This window comes from Enterobacter sp. Bisph1 (assembly GCF_000814905.1).
Lineage (GTDB): Bacteria > Pseudomonadota > Gammaproteobacteria > Enterobacterales > Enterobacteriaceae > Kosakonia.
In genome coordinates this window covers 23,056-41,564 of sequence record NZ_JXAG01000037.1, presented here as the reverse complement: position 1 = coordinate 41,564, position 18,509 = coordinate 23,056, and the positions used below count along the sequence as shown (strand labels likewise).

Here is an 18,509-nt window from a genome sequence, read left to right as displayed (position 1 = left end):
CGGAGAGGGACACTATGATTTACCAGTACAGTTTCCAGCTCTGCGAAAAGCGCATCAGCGCTTCCACATAGAAGTAATCCCCCCAGCTACTGCACTCATCAACGCCTTTATTACTCGACAGGTGATACACGGAGTGTTTTAGCAGCCCGTTGGTGGCCTCGTTTTTACCCGCCAGATAGTGCTTATTCAGCGATGACATAATACGCACGGCCCACTGCTGATAGCGTTCACGATCCGGATCGGTGACCGGCAGATGTTTAACCAGTTCCAGCAGACCACACACCGCAATCGCCGCCGATGATGAATCACGCAGCGCATCGGTACCGACCAGCGCCAGATCCCAGTGGCACACCGCATCTTCCGGTAGACGATTCAGGAAGTAGTTCGCCAGCCGTTTCGACAGCGCAACCATCTGCGTATCGCCGGTGTAGATAAAGCTCAGCAGAAAACCGTAAATTCCCCACGCCTGTCCGCGCGACCAGCAGGAGTCATCGGCATAGCCCTGCTGCGTGTTGCCGTAACGCGGCGCGCCGGTTGCAATATCCATATAGTAAGTGTGAAACGTTGATGCATCTTCACGAATCAGGTATTTCGCCGCCTGGCCCACATGAGACTGCGCCGCTTCAGCAAAGCGCCGATCGCCGGTCTGCTCAGACGCCCAGTAGAGCAGCGGCAGATTCATATTGCAGTCGATGATCATTCGTCCGGCCTGTTCCGGATCCTTGAGATCGCCCCACGCCTGAATGATCTGCGCTTTTTGATGAAAGCGCTCCAGCAACGCTTCCGCCGCCTGCAGGGCGAAGCCGCGGGCATCGCGGTTACCCGTCAGACGCCAACTCGCCACGCAGGAGAGCGTATATAAAAAACCGAGATCGTGGGTGTTGGTGTCGTTGCGCCCGGCGATGCGCAAGCCGAACGAGCGTACATGGCGTTCCGCCAGTGCGCGGAACTGCTCGTCACCACTCATCTCCCACGCCAGCCACAGCTGCCCGGTCCAGAAGCTGGTGGTCCACTCAACGTTATCCGTAAGCGGATAGTAGCCTTTGACGCAGGTTTCGGCAGGAAAGCGTTCACCGAATTCCGTTAAATGACGACGAATCAGTTCAAGGGTCTGGCTACGCGCGGCGTCGAGTTCATCTTTAAACTGCTGCGCATCAAGGGGCGCGCCGGGGTAATCGCGTAACTGTTCCTCAACGATTTTACTTAACATATTTCGGTTCCTTCTTTGTACAGTATTTAAATAGCCTTCAACGCGTTAGTTATTTTGCGCAACGCCCAGCGCGTCTTTCTGACGCCATTTGCTTTGGCAGGCCGATAAGGTGAATAGCGAAATCAGGGTGAACGTCAGTGCGATACAGCCCATAATGATGTAGGTCTTTTCAAAGCCGATGCGGTCATACAAAATACCGGCCGGTGAAGAAATAACGACGTTGCCGACATACAGCATGGCCTGGTAGCCTAATAAATACATGGTTGCGTTAACGCGTTTATCGAAGTGTTCAGCAATATATTTAAAGACCGACACCAGCAGCAGACAAATTTCAAGACCGTAGAGCGGTTTCAGCACTGAAATAAGCAGGTGGGAATCGCACAGCCCGGAAATAATCAACCGTGCGCCAACGATAAGGCCAACAATTAATAGCCCGCGTTTCGCACCGATAAAGTTAACGAACAGTGGAATGACCATATACATGACAAATTCCATGCCGGACTGCACCGTTCCCAGGTAGCCAAACACCGCATTGCCCTGATGGGTATCTTCAAAGAAGGTGACAAAGTAGCGGGAGAATTGCTGCTCGGCGATAAACATCATCCACGCCACGCCGGCGACATACAGGCAGAAAGCCCAGAATTTACGGTTACGCAGCAGCGCATACACATCCGACGGCGCGATTTTCTCTTTGGTGAGGACATCGCTGGCATTGGCGGCATGAACGTTGACTTTCAGACTCAGCAGTACCGCCAGCATGATAAGCGATGCCACCGATCCCATAATAAAGTTATAGGCCGGAGAGAGGTTAAACAGCAGGCCGGAGAATGAAGAGGCAACCGCCCAACCCAGCGATCCCCACATCCTGATTTGACCAAATTCCATGCCGTTTAAGCGGCTGTAGCGATCGGTGTAGGATTCGCAGGCCGCAACGCCCGCATACCAGGCGAAGCTTAAATAGATGGCACCAACAATAATCCCCATTAAGGTATTGGAAATTAACAGCGGTTGGTAAATGTAGATAAAAAAGGGCGCCATTAATGCCGACATCAGCACCACGAAATAGAGCAAATATTTGCTCATGCCGATTTTATCCAGAATATAGCCGTAGATCGGTTTTAAGATAACGGAAAAGATGCCGTTAATGGCAAACACCGTGCCTATAACCGTACCGCTAAGGTTAGCTTTTTGCCCTAACCAGATTGCCAGCAAGCCAATACTTGCCGACCAGGTAAAAAAGTAGAGAAAGATAAAGGTACTTATTTTGTAATATTCGGATTTATTATTTATAGCGATCTTTTCCATACTATCCTCGACGAAAGCATGTAGGTTTCAGAGATAAGTACCCGGCTGCGGCCGGGAATTAAATAGCAATAACAATATCGTTTTGCAGCCCTGGTTTTTTAATCACCAGCGCCTGGGCTTCTATCTGCAATTGCGGTAAAACAAAATCAAATGCCTCTTCCGTGATGGCCGCCTGCACGGCACACGCCAGCCACTGCGTGCCGGGCGCAATCTCGCCGCGCAGTACCGGAATGGATGCGCAGGGGGAGAACATAATGCTGCTGTTAGGCGGCGTGACAACGCTGTCAACCTCGCGCGGCGCGTGGGGCAATAATTCAAAAATGCCGCTGAGGCCATTTTCCGCTCTCACCAGGCTGCCGCCCTGCTCACGGCTATGTGGCGCTTTACGCACCGCAAAACCTCCTTCGACACTTTGCAAATGCCGTGCTGAATCAATGCGATGCACGCGAATGTGCCAGTCGCCGCAGGGAATCAGCCAGCTGGCGATATGAACATCTGACCAGGGCGACCAGCGGCTAAATATCGCCTCTTCACTCACCACCACCTCTGCACACTCGCGGCGGCCACGAAAGTAGTTATCCCCGTCGCTGAGCAGCAGCATCGAATCGCAGGCCGCGTGTTTAATGCCGTAGCGCCCACGCTCAATGGTGAAACCAAAGCGGCTGGAGTAGGCAAATTTGGTGTATTTCGCCTCGGTATTAACGTAGTTATTCAGTTCCAACTGCCCGGCGGTAAGCAACCATGCATGCTTTGAATTATCGCTGTGGACAATGATCTGACCGGCGGGCGCAATGGTACGCTGCGCGTTGAGGGCCGGAAGCGGCAGTTCTTCCGCCTGCCAGAAGGGGTGTGATGACGGCAGCGCCAGCATCAGGAAAACTTTTAATGCCCAGTAGGGCGAGCCAGGTGAGTTGTAGTCTTCACACATGGCCAGGTTCGGGTAGGCGAAACCGAGGGTTAAGATGCCGTCGCGATCGAAAATTGGCTGCTCGAGCCACCAGCGTAAATGGCGCAGGATAATCCCTTTCACCACGCCCGCAGAGAAGACTTCCAGACCGGAGAAAGCCACCGCGCTCCAGAAAGCGACCATGGCGAAACGGTAAGTCAGGCTGCGGCCGAAGGGAATAGACTCGCCTTCTGCGGCGGACATATAGATAAAGTCCGCAGCGAAAAGCGTGGCCCGCTCGCGGATGGTCGCCGCGCGCACCGCGTCATCATCGCCATTGAGCGTGGCATAAATCAGGCCGTAAAAATGGAACGCCATCGAAATATAGTAATCTTTTGGTCGACCGGGGCCGTCGGAATACCAGCCGTCGCCCAGATAGTAGGCGTCCATCATGGTAAAACGTTGTTCAATGGCGGCGGCATCCCAGGGTAAACCGGCGCGTTTAAAACCGAGCTGCACCATGATGGCGAAAAAGTTCCAGTTGCTGTCGGGCATCTGCGCATCGGTAATTTGATTGAGCCACTGATGCAGATTATCGATATCCTGTTGGCTAAATGTCGCCGTCAGTTTCTCGCCTAATAGCGAAAGCCCCAGCCCGTAAGCCGCCATCTCTACCAGCCGCTGATCGTAGGGCTCCGTGACGCCCCAGTAGCCCGCGCTTTGCGGATCGATGCCGCGCTTAATGGCCGTCAAATATTTGCCGCTGAAAGGCTCCGCATCGCCGCCCGCCATGAGCGGAAACAGCCCCCATAACGCACGGGACAGCCCTTCCATTTCAGCTATCTCGTCACTGTAATGGGCGCTGGTGGCCCCCAGCGAGAAACGCGATTCTCCCTGTGGAAACTGTTTATCCAGCGCGCCCAGCATCTGCATTAACGCGCTGACAACATCGTCGCGGGATGACAATGGATTTGAGGTTTTCACTTTCGCGGAACACATAGCCTTTTCTCCTTCATGGTGTGGCTGAAGGATAGTGAATCCAGCCCCGCCGGAAATGTTAGCTTGGTCACATCGGTCAAATTTGCCTGAACTTACTGTTGAGAAAATTTAAAACTGTGGTTTATAAATGTTTCTGGCGGGCTGAAAATTGAGATTGGTTGCACTATGACATTGCCGTTGCAGCATGAGCGTCTGGAATTAATTACCCTCAACGATACGGTAGTGTCGTTTAGCCGGCTTTTTGCCAATACCGTGCGCTATCACCACTGGCATCAGTGCCTGGAAGTGCTGTACGTGGAAGAGGGTTTTGGCGTGGTGATGGTGGATAACCGCCAGTACACGATGCGCCCCGGTCGGCTGTTTTTCTTTCCCCCGTTCACCATCCATAAAGTGATGGTAGATGAGCAGGCGCAGGCTATTTATCGCCGCACCATTATTCATCTCGATCATCACGCTGTTCTGCATTATCTGCGCGATTTCCCGCATAATCACCACCGTTTGCAACATCTTTCTTTACGCGGCGGCGCGGCGGTGGTGATGGATGTGGCCGCTATTCACCCGCATATCGATCATCTGTTTAGCTGCTATGCGAGGCTGGCCGAAAGCCATAATTTGAGCGGCGAACAGGTCGCCTGCCTGCTACTCAATCTGTTAAGTATGCTGCCGGAAGATAAGCAGAAATTACCGGATGAACGCAACGGCATTGCCACGCCGGTGATGTTCTGGCTGGAAGAGAACTACCGGCAGAAGTTCAGCCTGCAGCGGCTGGCGCAGGAGTTGGGTAAATCGCGCAGCTATGTGTCGCGCCGTTTCCATCTTGAAACCGGCGAACCCATTCATCAATATCTCAATACTCTGCGGTTACGCAAAGCCTGTGATCTGCTGCTGCATAGCGCGCTGGCGATTCATGATATCGCTAATGAGGTGGGATTTTCGGATGTGACGTACTTTATCAGCGCCTTTAAAAAGGGCATTGGGGAAACGCCGCTGCAGTACCGGAAAAGCCGGATCGATCGTCGGGCTGCAGAGCGAGTTTAAGACAATGCGATAACCCGGCTAGAGCGCAGGCCGGGTAACGTAAGCGGGATCAGGCTTCGATATCGGCCCTGTCGCCTTTTTCCTGCAGCCAGTTGCGGCGATCTTCAGAACGCTTCTTCGCCAGCAGCATATCCATTGTTGCATCAGTTTGCTGCTCGTCTTCGTCACTGATAATCAGCTGTACCAGACGGCGCGTATTCGGATCGAGGGTGGTTTCGCGCAGCTGCATCGGGTTCATCTCGCCCAGCCCTTTAAAGCGCTGTACGTTGGGTTTGCCCTTCTTACGTTTAAGCTGCTCGAGCACGCCGGTTTTCTCTTCTTCCGTCAGCGCGTAGTAAACCTCTTTCCCGAGATCGATACGGTACAGCGGCGGCAGCGCCACATGAACGTGACCGTTTTTGACCAGCGTGCGGAAATGCTTCACAAACAGTGCGCACAGCAGCGTAGCGATATGCAGGCCATCGGAATCCGCATCCGCAAGGATACAGATCTTACCGTAGCGCAGCTGGCTGAGATCGTCGCTGTCCGGATCGATACCGATCGCCACCGAAATGTCGTGCACTTCCTGCGAGGCCAGCACTTCATCGGAGGAGACTTCCCAGGTATTCAGGATCTTACCTTTTAGCGGCATGATCGCCTGATATTCACGATCGCGCGCCTGTTTTGCCGATCCGCCCGCCGAATCCCCTTCCACCAGGAAGAGTTCGGTACGGCTCAGATCTTGCGCGGTGCAGTCCGCCAGTTTACCCGGCAGCGCCGGGCCGCTGGTGAGCTTTTTACGCACCACTTTCTTGGCGGCGCGCATACGGCGCTGGGCGCTGGAGATAGCCATCTCCGCCAGCAGCTCCGCCGTCTGGATATTCTGGTTCAGCCACAGGCTAAACGCGTCTTTCACCACGCCGGAAACAAAGGCGGCGCACTGTCGCGAGGATAAACGCTCTTTGGTCTGCCCGGCGAACTGAGGATCCTGCATTTTCACCGACAGCACATAAGCGCAGCGATCCCAGATATCTTCCGCTGACAGCTTGACGCCGCGCGGTAAGATATTGCGGTATTCACAGAATTCGCGCATCGCGTCCAGCAATCCCTGACGAAGGCCGTTAACGTGGGTGCCGCCCTGCATGGTCGGGATCAGGTTAACGTAACTTTCGGTGAGTAATTCACCGCCTTCCGGCAGCCACAGCAGCGCCCAATCCACCGCCTCGGTTTCGGCCGAGAAAGTGCCGATAAAGGGTTTTTCCGGCAGCGTCGGCAGCCCGTTTACAGCTTCACAAAGATAGTCGTTCAGACCATCCTGGTAACACCAGCGCTGCTCGGCGTTATTCACCTCATCTTTAAAGGTGATCTCCACGCCCGGACACAGCACCGCTTTGGCTTTCAGCAGATGGGTCAAACGGGAAACGGAGAAACGCGGGCTATCAAAGAAGGATTCGTCCGGCCAGAAATGCACGCTGGTGCCGGTATTACGTTTACCGCATGTGCCGATCACCTGCAGATCCTGCACCTTTTCGCCATTTTCAAACGCAATGCTATAAATTTGGCCGTCACGTTTTACCGTCACTTCCACTCTGCGCGACAGGGCGTTAACCACAGAGATGCCGACGCCGTGCAGACCACCGGAAAACTGATAGTTTTTATTGGAGAATTTACCGCCCGCATGCAGGCGGCAGAGGATTAGCTCAACGGCCGGAACGCCCTCTTCTGGGTGGATATCCACCGGCATCCCGCGCCCGTCATCGATAACTTCCAGCGACTGATCGGCGTGCAGAATAACGTCCACGCGCTTAGCGTGGCCCGCCAGCGCTTCATCGACGCTGTTATCAATAACTTCCTGGCCCATATGGTTTGGGCGCGTGGTATCGGTATACATCCCCGGACGGCGGCGAACCGGCTCAAGCCCGGTGAGTACCTCTATGGCATCAGCGTTATAGGATTGCGTCATGGTTTGTTCGTAGATAGTGACCGCATCGTTTCCCTGTTGGCTCAATTCAGCCCAAGGAACTCGATAATCTGTGTGAAATGATCCTCAAAGCCCACAAAAGCATGGTTACCGCCCTCTTCCACAGTCTGGCGGCAGGCATCGTAATATGCCACCGCCTGGCGGTAATCCAGCACTTCATCCCCGGTTTGTTGTAGCAGCCAGAGTAAATCCGGCGCTTCGAGCGGGTCAACTTGCATCACTTTGAGCTCGTAAATATGGCGAGACTCTAGCACATATTGCTGCCCAGTGTAGGGGTTCTCATTGTTACCCAAAAAATCTGTCAGCAATTCAAACGGCCGCACCGCGGGATTCACCACCACCGCGGGCAACATAAAACATTGCGAAAGCCAGGTGGCGTAATAGCCGCCGAGGGAAGAGCCCACGATACCGAGCTGTTTTCCACCCTGCGCCAGCACCAGCGACTCCAGCAATTCCGCCGCCTCGGCAGGATAAGGCGGCAGCTGCGGCACAATCACATTGATGTGTGGATGATTCTGCGCCAGCCAGCTCGCCAGCTGCGTTGCCTTGGCGGAACGCGGCGAGCTGTTAAAGCCGTGCAGATAAAGGAGCGTGGACATCAGTATCCTTCTGAATTGGTGTCCGGCGTGAACTCACAGCCTTCCAGACGGTAAACTTCGGTGTGCACCGTTCCATCCGGGTAGAGATCCAGCCAGCGCCAGCCGGGCGCGATGTTATCCAGCGTAAAATTGGCGCAGTGCGGTTTAAACTGTATGCACGTCGACGGCGTCGCCAGCAAACGGCGGCCGTTCCAGTCAAGATCCAGCTCCTGATGAATGTGGCCGCACAGCAGATAGCGGACCTGCGGAAAACGCTGCAGTACATTATCCAGTTCACCGGCGTTTCGCAGGCTATGCTGATCGAGCCAGCCGCATCCGGAGGGAAGCGGGTGATGATGGAGCAGCAATAAGGTATGGCGTTCGGCACTGTCGGTAAGCTTTTTCTCCAGCCAGTCGAGCTGGAACTCGCTCAGTTCGCCATGAGGTACGCCAAATACCTGGCTGTCGAGCAGCAAGATTTGCCATTTATCGCCGACGAAGACGCGTTTTGCCGACGAGATCCCCGCGTCCTGCAGCGCACTGTACATGGCGGGCTGAAAATCATGATTACCGGGCAGCCAGACACAAGGCGCATCAAAGCTTGCGATGCCTTCAGCGAAAAGCTGATAGGCCGCAGCGGTATGATCCTGTGCCAGGTCGCCCGTGGCGACAATAAGATCGCATTCACGCTGCTGAGCGCGGATAGCTTCCAGCACCGCCTGATAGCTTTCCCAGGTATTCACCCCTAACAACGTTTCATGCTTTTCGGCAAACAGGTGAGAATCAGTTATTTGTAATACCCTCACTCTGGGCTCACCAGCCAGAGTGAGATTTAACAGGCTTTCCAAATGGTGTCCTTAGGTTTCACGACGCTAACAAACCGGAATCGCCATTGCTCCATGTGCTAAACAGTAACGTAGCCAGTCGGCCAGAAACTGATTAATTTGATGCTTTTCGTCGCGTTGATGCAACTTTTTATTAGGATAATCATAACGTGCTTTAAAACGAAAGATCTGCTGACTCGAACACACTTCAGCCACCATCGCATCGTGATAAAGGCGCACGGTCATTGACGGCAGGCTCCAGTAACTGATGGAGGGCGCGGTCTGTTCTATTTCCACAAGCGTAGTGTAGCGGGTGGACTCAACAATCGTTAACCGGTACTGCGCGTTGGTCACCTGATAGCTCACCGTTTCGCCCGCGGCATCGTTGCGCGGCAGCAGGCGGCGCAGCTGGGCGAAATTGGTTTCGCACAGGCGCATCATTTCAGGGAAGTCAGGTGTATAACGCTTCATTTTTTCCACTCGTTTCGTAATCTCTCATGATGCAGCTGCAGCCATTGCAAGGCGATGACAGACGCTGCGTTGTCGATTTTCCCCTCTTCAACCCACTGATAAGCCTGCTCCCGGCTTACCACATGAACACGAATATCTTCGTTTTCATCCACCAGACCATGAATACCCGAGGCCTGAGTGGCATCCACTTCACCCACAAAAACGGCGGAACGCTCGCTGGTGCCGCCGGGGCTTGCCAAATAACTCAACATTCTTTTTACGCGCCCGACCTGCAGACCGGCTTCTTCGATGGCTTCGCGACGTACGACCTCTTCCTCGCTTTCGCCCTCTTCAATCATGCCGGCCACCATTTCGAGTAACCATGGGGTTTCGCTGGTATCAAACGCCGCAATACGAATCTGCTCAATCAGCACCACTTCGTCGCGCACTGGGTCAAAGGGTAGCAACACTGCAGCATGACCGCGTTCAAAAATTTCACGGCGCACTTCTCCACTCATTTCACCATTAAATAAACGATGGCGGAAACGGTAAAGATCGAGCGAAAAAAAACCGCTATACAGCGTTTCCCGTGCAATAATTTCTACATCTTTTTTGGTGAAAGTTTCTGCGCTTGTTTTTGGCTTACTCATTGGCGGCATCCCTTGTGAAATGATGATAAAACAGTTGATTTCAAGTCTGTATAGCTATCGTTTCAAGCACTATGTGATAGATTGATTCAAATTTATGCCGATGGCACGTTACGCCAAGCTTAAGCGGTAGCACTCTCTGGTAGAATCGGTGATTATTTTTTCTAATTTAGACCAGCGCTAATACTGCTTCACAACAAGGAATGCAAATGAAGAAATTGCTCCCCCTCCTTATCGGCCTGAGCCTGTCCGGCTTCAGTGCTATGAGCCAGGCAGAAAACCTGTTACAGGTTTATCAGCAGGCGCGTTTGAGCAACCCGGAACTGCGTAAATCCGCTGCCGATCGCGATGCCGCTTTTGAAAAGATTAATGAAGCGCGCAGCCCGTTACTGCCTCAGCTCGGTTTGGGTGCAGATTACGCTTACACAAATGGCTATCGTGACACCAAAGGCGTCAATTCGGACGTCACCAGCGCGTCCCTGCAGTTAACGCAAACCATTTTTGATATGTCAAAATGGCGCGCCCTGACGCTGCAGGAAAAAGCCGCTGGCATTCAGGATGTCGTCTGGCAGACCGATCAACAAACGTTGATTTTGAATACGGCCACCGCCTATTTTAACGTGCTGAGCGCCATTGACACGCTTTCCTACACCGAAGCGCAAAAACAGTCGATCTATCGTCAGTTGGATCAAACCACCCAGCGCTTTAACGTGGGTCTGGTTGCTATCACCGACGTACAGAACGCTCGCTCACAGTATGACACTGTGCTGGCGAACGAAGTCACCGCGCGCAATAACCTCGACAACATGGTCGAAACGCTGCGTCAGGTAACCGGTAACTACTACCCGGAGCTGGCTTCGCTCAACGTCGACAGCTTTAAAACAGACAAGCCGCAGGCCGTTAATGCCCTGCTGAAGGAAGCGGAAAACCGTAACCTGACGCTGTTGCAGGCGCGGCTGAATCAGGACCTGGCGCGTGAGCAAATTCGTCAGGCGCAGGATGGCCACTTGCCAACGCTGGATTTAACCGCCTCGACGGGCGTCTCCAATACCCGTTACAACGGTTCGAAAAGCGCGCAAAATCCGGACATGGACGCAGGTCAGAACAAAGTGGGTCTGAGCTTCTCCCTGCCGTTGTATCAGGGTGGACAGGTTAACTCGAAGGTGAAACAGGCGCAGTACAACTTTGTTGGCGCGAGCGAGCAGCTGGAAAGCTCACATCGCAGCGTGGTGCAAACCGTGCGCTCCTCCTTCAATAACGTCAACGCCTCGATCAGCAGTATCAACGCTTATAAACAAGCCGTGGTGTCCGCGCAAAGCTCGCTGGATGCAATGGAAGCGGGTTACTCCGTCGGTACGCGTACCATCGTCGATGTACTGGACGCGACAACCACGCTGTATAACGCCAAACAGCAGCTCTCAAGCGCACGTTACAACTATCTGATCAACCAGTTGAACATCAAATCCGCGCTGGGTTCGTTAAACGAGCAGGATCTGCTGGCCTTGAACAGTGCGCTGGGTAAACCTGTCTCTACCGCGCCGGAAAATGTCGCGCCAGAAGATAAGCAGCAGGCAGAAAACGTTAATAACTTTAACGGCAATGCACAACCAGCTGCCGCACGCACCAGCGTGAAACGCTAAACGGTATTTTAATGCAACGGGGGCATCATGCCCCCGTTTTTACGTAAGGCAACGTAAAGGCCTCCGCTCCTCGCTTTAACTTCCCTGTCGCATCCTCTATCCTGACCGTTTACTTATGCCTTTGGGGTCCAGGAAAAATAGAATGAAACGGACAAAAAACATACAACATGCAACGTTCCGCAAAAGCTGGAGCGCGCGCCATCTGACGCCTGTCGCGCTGGCGGTGACCGCCGTTTTTATGCTGGCGGGCTGTGAGCAAAGCGACGAAACGGTTTCCATGTACCAAAACGCGGATGATTGCTCATCGGCGAACCCCGGGAAAAGCGCGGAATGTACCACCGCTTATAACAATGCCCTGAAAGAAGCCGAGCGCACCGCGCCGAAATACGCCACCCGTGAAGAGTGCGTTGCCGAATTCGGCGAAGGTCAATGCCAGGCCGCGCCGGTTAAGGCCGGCGTCGCGCCGGAAAATCAGGCGCAGGCGCAATCTGGCGGCAGCTTCTGGATGCCGCTGATGGCCGGTTATATGATGGGACGCCTGATGGGCGGCGGCGCGGGCTTCGCGCAGCAGCCGCTGTTCAGTTCGCGTAACCCGGCAAGCCCGGCGTATGGGCAATATACCGATGCCTCCGGTAAAGGTTATGGTGCAGCGCAGCCGGGCCGTACGATGACGGTACCGAAAACCGCAATGGCGCCGAAACCGGCCACCACCACCACGGTTACGCGCGGCGGCTTTGGTGAATCGGTTGCCAAACAGAACACGATGCAGCGCAGCGCCAGCGGAACAACCACCCGCTCAATGGGCGGCTAACCGTCATGGAAAGAATCGCGGTTACCGAGCGCCCGGACTGGCGCGAAAAAGCGACAGAGTACGGCTTTAATTTTCACACCATGTACGGCGAACCCTACTGGTGTGAAGATGCCTATTACAAGCTAACCCTTGCGCAGGTTGAGAAGCTGGAAGATGTCACCGCCGAACTGCACCAGATGTGCCTGAAGGTGGTCGAAAAAGTCATTGCCAGCGATGAGCTGATGGCGAAATTCCGTATTCCGAAACACACCTGGGGCTTTGTGCGCCAGTCGTGGGCCACACAGCAACCTTCGCTATATTCCCGTCTCGATCTCGCATGGGACGGCATTGGCGAGCCTAAACTTCTGGAAAACAACGCCGATACGCCGACCTCGCTGTATGAAGCGGCTTTTTTCCAGTGGATCTGGCTGGAAGATCAGCTTAACGCGGGCAACCTGCCAGCGGGTAGCGATCAGTTCAACAGCCTGCAGGAGAAGCTGATTGAGCGCTTTGCCGAGCTGCGTGAACAGCATGGTTTCCAGCTGCTGCACTTCACCTGCTATCGCGATACGGTTGAAGATCGCGGCACGGTGCAATATCTGCAGGACTGCGCCGCAGAAGCGGAGCTGGCCTCTGAATTTCTCTATATCGACGATATTGGTCTGGGGGAAAAAGGTCAGTTCACGGATCTGCAGGATCAGGTGATTGGTAATCTGTTCAAGCTGTACCCGTGGGAATTTATGCTGCGTGAAATGTTCTCCACCAAGCTGGAAGACGCTGGCGTGCGCTGGCTGGAGCCCGCCTGGAAAAGCATTATCTCCAACAAAGCGCTGTTGCCGCTGCTGTGGGAGATGTTCCCGGATCATCCGAACCTGCTGCCCGCCTGGTTTGCCGAAGACGATCATCCGCCGATGGAGAAATACGTCGTGAAGCCGATTTTCTCTCGCGAAGGGGCAAACGTCTCGATTATCGAGAACGGTAAAACCCTGGAAGCGGTGGAAGGCCCGTACGGCGAAGAAGGTATGATCGTCCAGCAGTTTTATCAGCTACCGAAATTTGGCGATAGCTACACATTGATTGGCAGCTGGCTTATTAACGATCAACCCGCCGGTATCGGCATTCGTGAAGATCGCGCACTGATAACCCAGGATCTCTCCCGTTTCTATCCGCATATCTTTGTGGAATAAATCGGTGGAAGAACTCAAAAACCCGGCGGCAGGTTTACTGCGCCGGGTTTTTTATTGTCTACATCACGCCAAATAGCTTCGGCAGGAACAGCGAGATTGCCGGAATATAGGTCACCAGTAGCAGCACGATGAACAGAACAACATAGAACGGCAGCATCGCTTTGACCACCTGCTCAATCTTCTGCTTACTCACCGCGCTGGCGACAAACAGCACCGATCCCACCGGCGGCGTGATCAAGCCAATTCCCAGATTGACCAGCATGATCATGCCAAAATGCACCGGATCGATCCCCAGCGAGTTAGTCACCGGCAGCAACACCGGCGTCAGAATCAAAATCAGCGGTGCCATATCCATCAATGTGCCCAGCACCAATAGCATGATGTTAATGCACATCAGAATGACATATTTGTTATCAGAAATTTGCGTAAAGGCTTCCGTAATGCGCCCCGGCAGCTGCATATAGGTCATGACGGCACCAAATGCGGCGGCAAAACCGATCAGGATCATCACGATGGTCACGGTTTTTACCGTGCGGTACATCAGCTTCGGCAGCTCGGACCATTTGTAATCGCGGTAAATAAACATGGTGACGAAAAAGGCCCACAGGCAGGCGATGGCCGCAGATTCCGTGGCGGTGAAAATACCGGACAGAATGCCGCCCATAATGATCACTACCGTCATCAGCCCCCAAAGCGTATCGAGGAAAATCCTGAACGCCTGGCGAAACGGTACACGTTCCCCTTTCGGATACCCGCGTTTGTGGGCAAACGCCACGCACATTACCATCAGCGTGAAACTGAGTAACAGCCCAGGCAGGATGCCGGCAATAAACAGCGCGGCAATCGAAACCGTACCGCCCGTCGCCAGCGAATAGATCACCGAGTTGTGGCTTGGTGGGGTTAAGATCGCCTGTACCGATCCGCTGGCGGTTACCGCAGCAGCAAAATCACGCGGATAGCCCTTTTTATCCATCTCCGGGATCATCACCGAGCCGATTGAAGCGGTATCCGCGACGGAAGAACCGGAGATTGCGCCAAAAAACGTTGAGGCGACAATATTGACCAGCGACAGGCCGCCGCGAATAAAGCCGACAAAAATATAGGCGAAATTGACCAGCCGTCGGGCTATTCCCCCTTCTGCCATGATCGCACCGGCAAGGATAAAAAACGGGATTGCCAACAGCGAAAACTTATTCACGCCGTTGGTAAGCTGAATCATCACCGCTTCCAGGGGAATATCGATATACCATGCGCCCAACACCGCGCTAATGCCCACGGCGTAAGCCACCGGCACACCCACCGCCAGCATAATGGCCAGCGTAAAGACCAGAATAAACGCATCCATAAATTTTCCTTAAAGGATGTTGCCAGCGGTTAGCCTGACGAACCAACGATTACCACCGGGCGGTGATACTGCGCGCCGAAAAGCATTTTTTCGAAAATGAAAAGTAGCGTGACGGCGGAACCTATAGGCAGCGGTAAATAGGTTTGACCCGCAGTAAATAACGGGAATTCGGCGACAGGTTGTTCCCAAAGCTCCGCGCACAGGGTCGCGCTATACCAAAGAATAAAGAGGCTGATTGCCAGCATCATCAGATCCGCGATCACCGCGCAGATCTTTTGTAACGGTTCGCTTAAGCGGTCGATAAGCATACTGACAGCAATATGCGAACCGGCGCGGTAGCTTACGGCGGCGCCAATAAAGGTAAAAGTCACCATACAAATAATGGCGACGGGTTCCGGCCAGGATAAGGCGCTGTTCATGACATAGCGGGCGAAAATGCCCACCGGAATAATCGCCACCATAATTAACAGCGCCAGACCAGCAATCCACATCGATATTCGGTACAGAATATCCATCAACAACGAATAGCGTTCAGCCATAGTAGTTTCCCGGTGAAGGTGGCTAACGGGCAGCAAACATGCTGCTGCCCGACACGGTTATTTCACTTCCTGAATACGGGTGATCAGTTCCTGATGGTCTTTGCCATATTTATCGCGAACCGGCTGCGTTGCTTCATAAAAGGGTTTGGTATCTATTTCATGGAATTGCACCCCACCCGCTTTCATCGCCTCGAGGGATTTATCGTTATACGCTTTCCACAGTTCACGCTGCTCCGCCTGGGCTTCTTTCGCCAGTTTAAGGATTAAATCCTGATCCTCTTTTTTCAACTTGTCCCATTTGGGTTTAGAGAATAAGAACAGCTCAGGAATAATAAAATGTTTACTCCAGGTGTAATTCTTTACCACCGGTAAATAGTTATGCGCGACAAATGTCGGCGGATTATTTTCCGTGCCATCAATAACCCCGGTTTGCATACCGCTGAACACTTCGCTCACGCCCATCGCCACCGAGTTCGCGCCCATCGCTTTCAGGGTATCCAGAGCAATCGGGCTGCCCTGTACGCGGATTTTCATGCCTTCAAGATCTTCCATTTTTGTCACCGGCGCTTTGGTGATTAAGTTGCGCGTGCCGGCGTCCATCCAGCCGAGGAAGATCAGGCGCGATTTGCTGCTTTGGGTTAAGCGATTACCGATCTCCTGACCAATCATGCCATCCAGCACTTTATGCATATGGTCTTCATCGCGGAAAATATAGGGCAAGGTAAAGACATTGATCTCCGGTAATATTGCCGCCACCGGGGTCATGGAAACACGGATAATATCAATGGCACCAATTTGCGCCTGCTCAATCACTTGTTTTTCATCACCTAATACGCCGCCGGGAAACGTCTTAATATCGAGGCGACCATCGGTGGCTTTACTGAGTTTTTCACCCATATGTTTTACCGCTACCACATTTGGATAGTCGGCGGGATGCACATCCGCTGCGCGAAAGGTTTGGGCAAAAGAGGCGTGGGTGATAAACAACAGAGCGGAACTAATACAGACTTTTAGTAAGGTTTTCGCTGACTTCATTTACCGTGTCTCCAGAGGGTTTATTTTTCAGGAATAAAAGACCGACCACCAACAGAATGTTCGTGGCATAACACCGGATTATTTTTATGGGTATGTCTGAAAAGTCGACACTCTGAAGCGTAGTCACTTGGGGGGATTATTGCGATGATGATGTTCACAAAAAGAGCTGATTTTCAGCACGGTGTTTCATTTTTGCAGAGAAGCTCTTTTATTTTTCAAAAAAACAGCAGTTCAGAGAGTATTTTTTGGGATCTTCCTCTAACTTCACCGCTTTTCAGGTAAAAATGGCGCATTGCGCGCCATTTCTTTTATCCCACCTGCACCGATAGCATACTGATCGAGCCCATCTCAATGCCGTCTGTCGGTATCGACACCGGCTCTTTTCCGTCCCATGTTCCGAGCACATACAATAACGGCAGGAAGTGTTCCGGCGACGGGTTGGCGAGCGCGCCCCCTTGATGGTCAAGATAATTGATTAACGGATGCTGCTCGATCGGCCCCTGCCAGTTCAGGTTCTCTTTCACATATTCATTGAAAGCGGTTGCCCAGGGATAGGGCGTTTGATCGCCCTGCCAGCGCACCTGGCGCAGGTTATGTACGACGTTTCCGCTGGCTACCAGCATGATCCCTTCATCGCGCAGCGCCGCTAATCTGCGCCCCATTTCAAAGTGCCATGCCACAGGTTTAGTGCTGTCGATACTGAGCTGCACCATCGGGATATCCGCATGCGGGTACATTTTGATCAGCACGCCCCATGAACCGTGGTCAAAACCCCAGGCTTCTTTATCCAGGGTTACCGGAACCGGCGCGAGCAGCTCTACCAGCCGTTGTGCCAGCGCAGGCGAGCCGGGTGCCGGATAATGGGTATCAAATAACGCCTGCGGAAAGCCGCCGAAATCATGGATCGTTTGTGGCGCGTCCATCGCGGTAACGCCCGTCCCGCGGGTATACCAGTGGGCAGAGACCACCACCAGCGCTTTTGGGCGCGCCAGCGTCTCGCCAAGATGGCCCCAGGCGCGGGTATAGATGTTATCTTCCAGCGCATTCATTGGGCTGCCGTGGCCTAAAAACAGTGCGGGCATGCGAGGTGCTGACATGGTGATATCCTTACTGAGTGTGTCTGTTTGATAAAGCCAGATTACGCCTTTTCATTTACTGAAGAACCCGGATAACCATGAAGAAGATCATCAGTAATTTTGAATGTAAGGAATGCGTAAAGATGACCGGCCCGTCTCGCTTTTGCGCTGACAAATCCTTAGATTAATGAGAATGATTATCATACAGGAGTCACCTATGTCAGTACCTTTGATTCTGACCCTCCTCGCAGGCGCGGCGACGTTTATTGGCGCTCTCCTTGGTGTTATTGGACAGAAGCCCTCAAACCGCGTACTGGCGTTTTCCCTCGGCTTTGCCGCCGGGATCATGTTGCTTATCTCACTGATGGAGATGCTGCCCGCTGCGCTGGCGACAAAAAATATGCCGCCGATGCTCGGCTACGGCATGTTTGTGGTCGGTTTGTTGGGCTATTTCGCCCTCGATCGCCTGCTTCCGCACGCCCATCCGCAGGATCTGATGCGAGGGGCGCAGCAAAGCTCTGCGTACGGTATTCGCCGTACCGCTATTTTGCTGACCCTCGGTATTAGCCTGCATAATTTCCCGGAAGGGATCGCCACGTATGTCACCGCCAGTAACGACCTGGAGCTGGGCTTTGGGATTGCCTTCGCGGTTGCGTTACACAATATTCCCGAAGGGCTTGCCGTTGCCGGGCCAGTTTATGCGGCAACGGGCTCTAAACGCAGCGCGGTGTTCTGGGCGGGGATCTCCGGGATGGCGGAAATACTCGGCGGCGTGCTCGCGTGGCTGATTTTGGGAAGTCTGGTGTCGCCGGTAGTGATGGCGGCAATTATGGCCGCCGTGGCCGGCATTATGGTGGCGCTGTCGGTAGATGAACTGATGCCGCTGGCAAAAGAGATCGATCCCCATAACAACCCCAGCTACGGCGTGCTGTGCGGCATGTCGGTGATGGGGTTGAGCCTGGTAGCGTTACAGGCGATGGGATTTGGCGGCTAGCCTGGC

17 protein-coding genes are annotated in these 18,509 nt (G+C 53.5%); 5 read left to right on the top strand and 12 right to left on the bottom strand.

Translation table 11 applies throughout. The features are described from left to right. Nucleotides 1-19: 19 nt before the first annotated feature. From RW65_RS11870 to RW65_RS11860, 3 genes are read right to left on the bottom strand one after another with little or no spacing between them, the layout of a single operon-like run. Entirely contained in the window at nt 20-1,210 is a 1,191-nt protein-coding gene (locus tag RW65_RS11870; protein ID WP_039056953.1) for a glycoside hydrolase family 88 protein, read from the bottom strand. Between the two features lie 45 nt (nt 1,211-1,255). Further along, nucleotides 1,256-2,515: an oligosaccharide MFS transporter gene (locus RW65_RS11865; protein ID WP_039056952.1), complete on the bottom strand. Its 1,260-nt coding sequence runs from the start codon at nt 2,513-2,515 to the stop codon at nt 1,256-1,258. A 58-nt stretch (nt 2,516-2,573) separates the two neighbouring features. Further along, nucleotides 2,574-4,400: a DUF2264 domain-containing protein gene (locus RW65_RS11860; protein ID WP_039056951.1), complete on the bottom strand. Its 1,827-nt coding sequence runs from the start codon at nt 4,398-4,400 to the stop codon at nt 2,574-2,576. Nucleotides 4,401-4,565: 165 nt separating this feature from the next. On the opposite strand from RW65_RS11860, the gene RW65_RS11855 reads away from it, so the two are divergent. Then, nucleotides 4,566-5,438, top strand: a complete 873-nt coding sequence (locus RW65_RS11855; RefSeq protein ID WP_039056950.1) for a helix-turn-helix transcriptional regulator — start codon at nt 4,566-4,568, stop codon at nt 5,436-5,438. A gap of 49 nt (nt 5,439-5,487) precedes the next feature. Here the strand turns inward: RW65_RS11855 and parE are convergent, their stop codons facing one another. The 5 genes from parE to nudF are packed head-to-tail and all read right to left on the bottom strand — an operon-like array spanning nt 5,488 to nt 9,900. Next, on the bottom strand, nt 5,488-7,380 hold the full coding sequence (gene parE / locus RW65_RS11850) for a DNA topoisomerase IV subunit B (RefSeq protein ID WP_039056949.1): 1,893 nt from the start codon (nt 7,378-7,380) through the stop codon (nt 5,488-5,490). Between the two features lie 41 nt (nt 7,381-7,421). Next, nucleotides 7,422-7,997: an esterase YqiA gene (yqiA, locus tag RW65_RS11845; protein WP_039056948.1), complete on the bottom strand. Its 576-nt coding sequence runs from the start codon at nt 7,995-7,997 to the stop codon at nt 7,422-7,424. Beyond that, nucleotides 7,997-8,824: a 3',5'-cyclic-AMP phosphodiesterase gene (gene cpdA, locus RW65_RS11840; RefSeq protein ID WP_039056947.1), complete on the bottom strand. Its 828-nt coding sequence runs from the start codon at nt 8,822-8,824 to the stop codon at nt 7,997-7,999. The genes yqiA and cpdA overlap by 1 nt, the downstream gene beginning before the upstream one ends. 24 nt (nt 8,825-8,848) lie before the next feature. Continuing rightward, on the bottom strand, nt 8,849-9,271 hold the full coding sequence (locus RW65_RS11835) for a DUF1249 family protein (protein WP_020455285.1): 423 nt from the start codon (nt 9,269-9,271) through the stop codon (nt 8,849-8,851). Next, nucleotides 9,268-9,900, bottom strand: a complete 633-nt coding sequence (gene nudF / locus RW65_RS11830) for an ADP-ribose diphosphatase (protein WP_039056946.1) — start codon at nt 9,898-9,900, stop codon at nt 9,268-9,270. The genes RW65_RS11835 and nudF overlap by 4 nt, the downstream gene beginning before the upstream one ends. 206 nt (nt 9,901-10,106) lie before the next feature. On the opposite strand from nudF, the gene tolC reads away from it, so the two are divergent. The 3 genes from tolC (at nt 10,107) to RW65_RS11815 (ending at nt 13,514) form a co-directional block, all read left to right on the top strand. After that, nucleotides 10,107-11,537, top strand: coding sequence for an outer membrane channel protein TolC (gene tolC, locus RW65_RS11825; RefSeq protein WP_039056945.1), 1,431 nt, complete (start codon nt 10,107-10,109; stop codon nt 11,535-11,537). Between the two features lie 142 nt (nt 11,538-11,679). Continuing rightward, nucleotides 11,680-12,348, top strand: coding sequence for a DUF1190 family protein (locus RW65_RS11820; protein WP_039056944.1), 669 nt, complete (start codon nt 11,680-11,682; stop codon nt 12,346-12,348). A gap of 5 nt (nt 12,349-12,353) precedes the next feature. Continuing rightward, nucleotides 12,354-13,514, top strand: coding sequence for a glutathionylspermidine synthase family protein (locus tag RW65_RS11815; protein ID WP_039056943.1), 1,161 nt, complete (start codon nt 12,354-12,356; stop codon nt 13,512-13,514). A gap of 58 nt (nt 13,515-13,572) precedes the next feature. Here the strand turns inward: RW65_RS11815 and RW65_RS11810 are convergent, their stop codons facing one another. From RW65_RS11810 to ygiD, 4 genes are all read right to left on the bottom strand, one after another. After that, the gene (locus RW65_RS11810) at nt 13,573-14,859 is read right to left on the bottom strand and encodes a TRAP transporter large permease (protein WP_039056942.1); all 1,287 of its coding nucleotides are present in this window, start codon (nt 14,857-14,859) and stop codon (nt 13,573-13,575) included. 29 nt (nt 14,860-14,888) lie between these two features. After that, nucleotides 14,889-15,398, bottom strand: coding sequence for a TRAP transporter small permease (locus RW65_RS11805; protein WP_039056941.1), 510 nt, complete (start codon nt 15,396-15,398; stop codon nt 14,889-14,891). 57 nt (nt 15,399-15,455) lie between these two features. After that, on the bottom strand, nt 15,456-16,433 hold the full coding sequence (locus tag RW65_RS11800; protein WP_039056940.1) for a TRAP transporter substrate-binding protein: 978 nt from the start codon (nt 16,431-16,433) through the stop codon (nt 15,456-15,458). 308 nt (nt 16,434-16,741) lie between these two features. Further along, on the bottom strand, nt 16,742-17,530 hold the full coding sequence (gene ygiD, locus RW65_RS11795) for a 4,5-DOPA-extradiol-dioxygenase (protein WP_039056939.1): 789 nt from the start codon (nt 17,528-17,530) through the stop codon (nt 16,742-16,744). Nucleotides 17,531-17,726: 196 nt separating this feature from the next. On the opposite strand from ygiD, the gene zupT reads away from it, so the two are divergent. Further along, the gene (zupT, locus tag RW65_RS11790; protein ID WP_039056938.1) at nt 17,727-18,503 is read left to right on the top strand and encodes a zinc transporter ZupT; all 777 of its coding nucleotides are present in this window, start codon (nt 17,727-17,729) and stop codon (nt 18,501-18,503) included. Nucleotides 18,504-18,509: the final 6 nt, after the last annotated feature.

Excerpts from the sequence above, each read along its gene's own strand:
- RW65_RS11870 (WP_039056953.1), bottom strand. The coding sequence starts at position 1,210 with ATGTTAAGTAAAATCGTTGAGGAACAGTTACGCGATTACCCCGGCGCG.
- parE (WP_039056949.1), bottom strand. The coding sequence starts at position 7,380 with ATGACGCAATCCTATAACGCTGATGCCATAGAGGTACTCACCGGGCTT.
- yqiA (WP_039056948.1), bottom strand. The coding sequence starts at position 7,997 with ATGTCCACGCTCCTTTATCTGCACGGCTTTAACAGCTCGCCGCGTTCC.
- tolC (WP_039056945.1), top strand. The coding sequence starts at position 10,107 with ATGAAGAAATTGCTCCCCCTCCTTATCGGCCTGAGCCTGTCCGGCTTC.
- RW65_RS11815 (WP_039056943.1), top strand. The coding sequence starts at position 12,354 with ATGGAAAGAATCGCGGTTACCGAGCGCCCGGACTGGCGCGAAAAAGCG.
- RW65_RS11860 (WP_039056951.1), bottom strand. The coding sequence starts at position 4,400 with ATGTGTTCCGCGAAAGTGAAAACCTCAAATCCATTGTCATCCCGCGAC.
- nudF (WP_039056946.1), bottom strand. The coding sequence starts at position 9,900 with ATGAGTAAGCCAAAAACAAGCGCAGAAACTTTCACCAAAAAAGATGTA.
- RW65_RS11835 (WP_020455285.1), bottom strand. The coding sequence starts at position 9,271 with ATGAAGCGTTATACACCTGACTTCCCTGAAATGATGCGCCTGTGCGAA.
- RW65_RS11820 (WP_039056944.1), top strand. The coding sequence starts at position 11,680 with ATGAAACGGACAAAAAACATACAACATGCAACGTTCCGCAAAAGCTGG.
- ygiD (WP_039056939.1), bottom strand. The coding sequence starts at position 17,530 with ATGTCAGCACCTCGCATGCCCGCACTGTTTTTAGGCCACGGCAGCCCA.
- zupT (WP_039056938.1), top strand. The coding sequence starts at position 17,727 with ATGTCAGTACCTTTGATTCTGACCCTCCTCGCAGGCGCGGCGACGTTT.
- RW65_RS11800 (WP_039056940.1), bottom strand. The coding sequence starts at position 16,433 with ATGAAGTCAGCGAAAACCTTACTAAAAGTCTGTATTAGTTCCGCTCTG.
- RW65_RS11805 (WP_039056941.1), bottom strand. The coding sequence starts at position 15,398 with ATGGCTGAACGCTATTCGTTGTTGATGGATATTCTGTACCGAATATCG.
- RW65_RS11810 (WP_039056942.1), bottom strand. The coding sequence starts at position 14,859 with ATGGATGCGTTTATTCTGGTCTTTACGCTGGCCATTATGCTGGCGGTG.
- RW65_RS11865 (WP_039056952.1), bottom strand. The coding sequence starts at position 2,515 with ATGGAAAAGATCGCTATAAATAATAAATCCGAATATTACAAAATAAGT.
- RW65_RS11855 (WP_039056950.1), top strand. The coding sequence starts at position 4,566 with ATGACATTGCCGTTGCAGCATGAGCGTCTGGAATTAATTACCCTCAAC.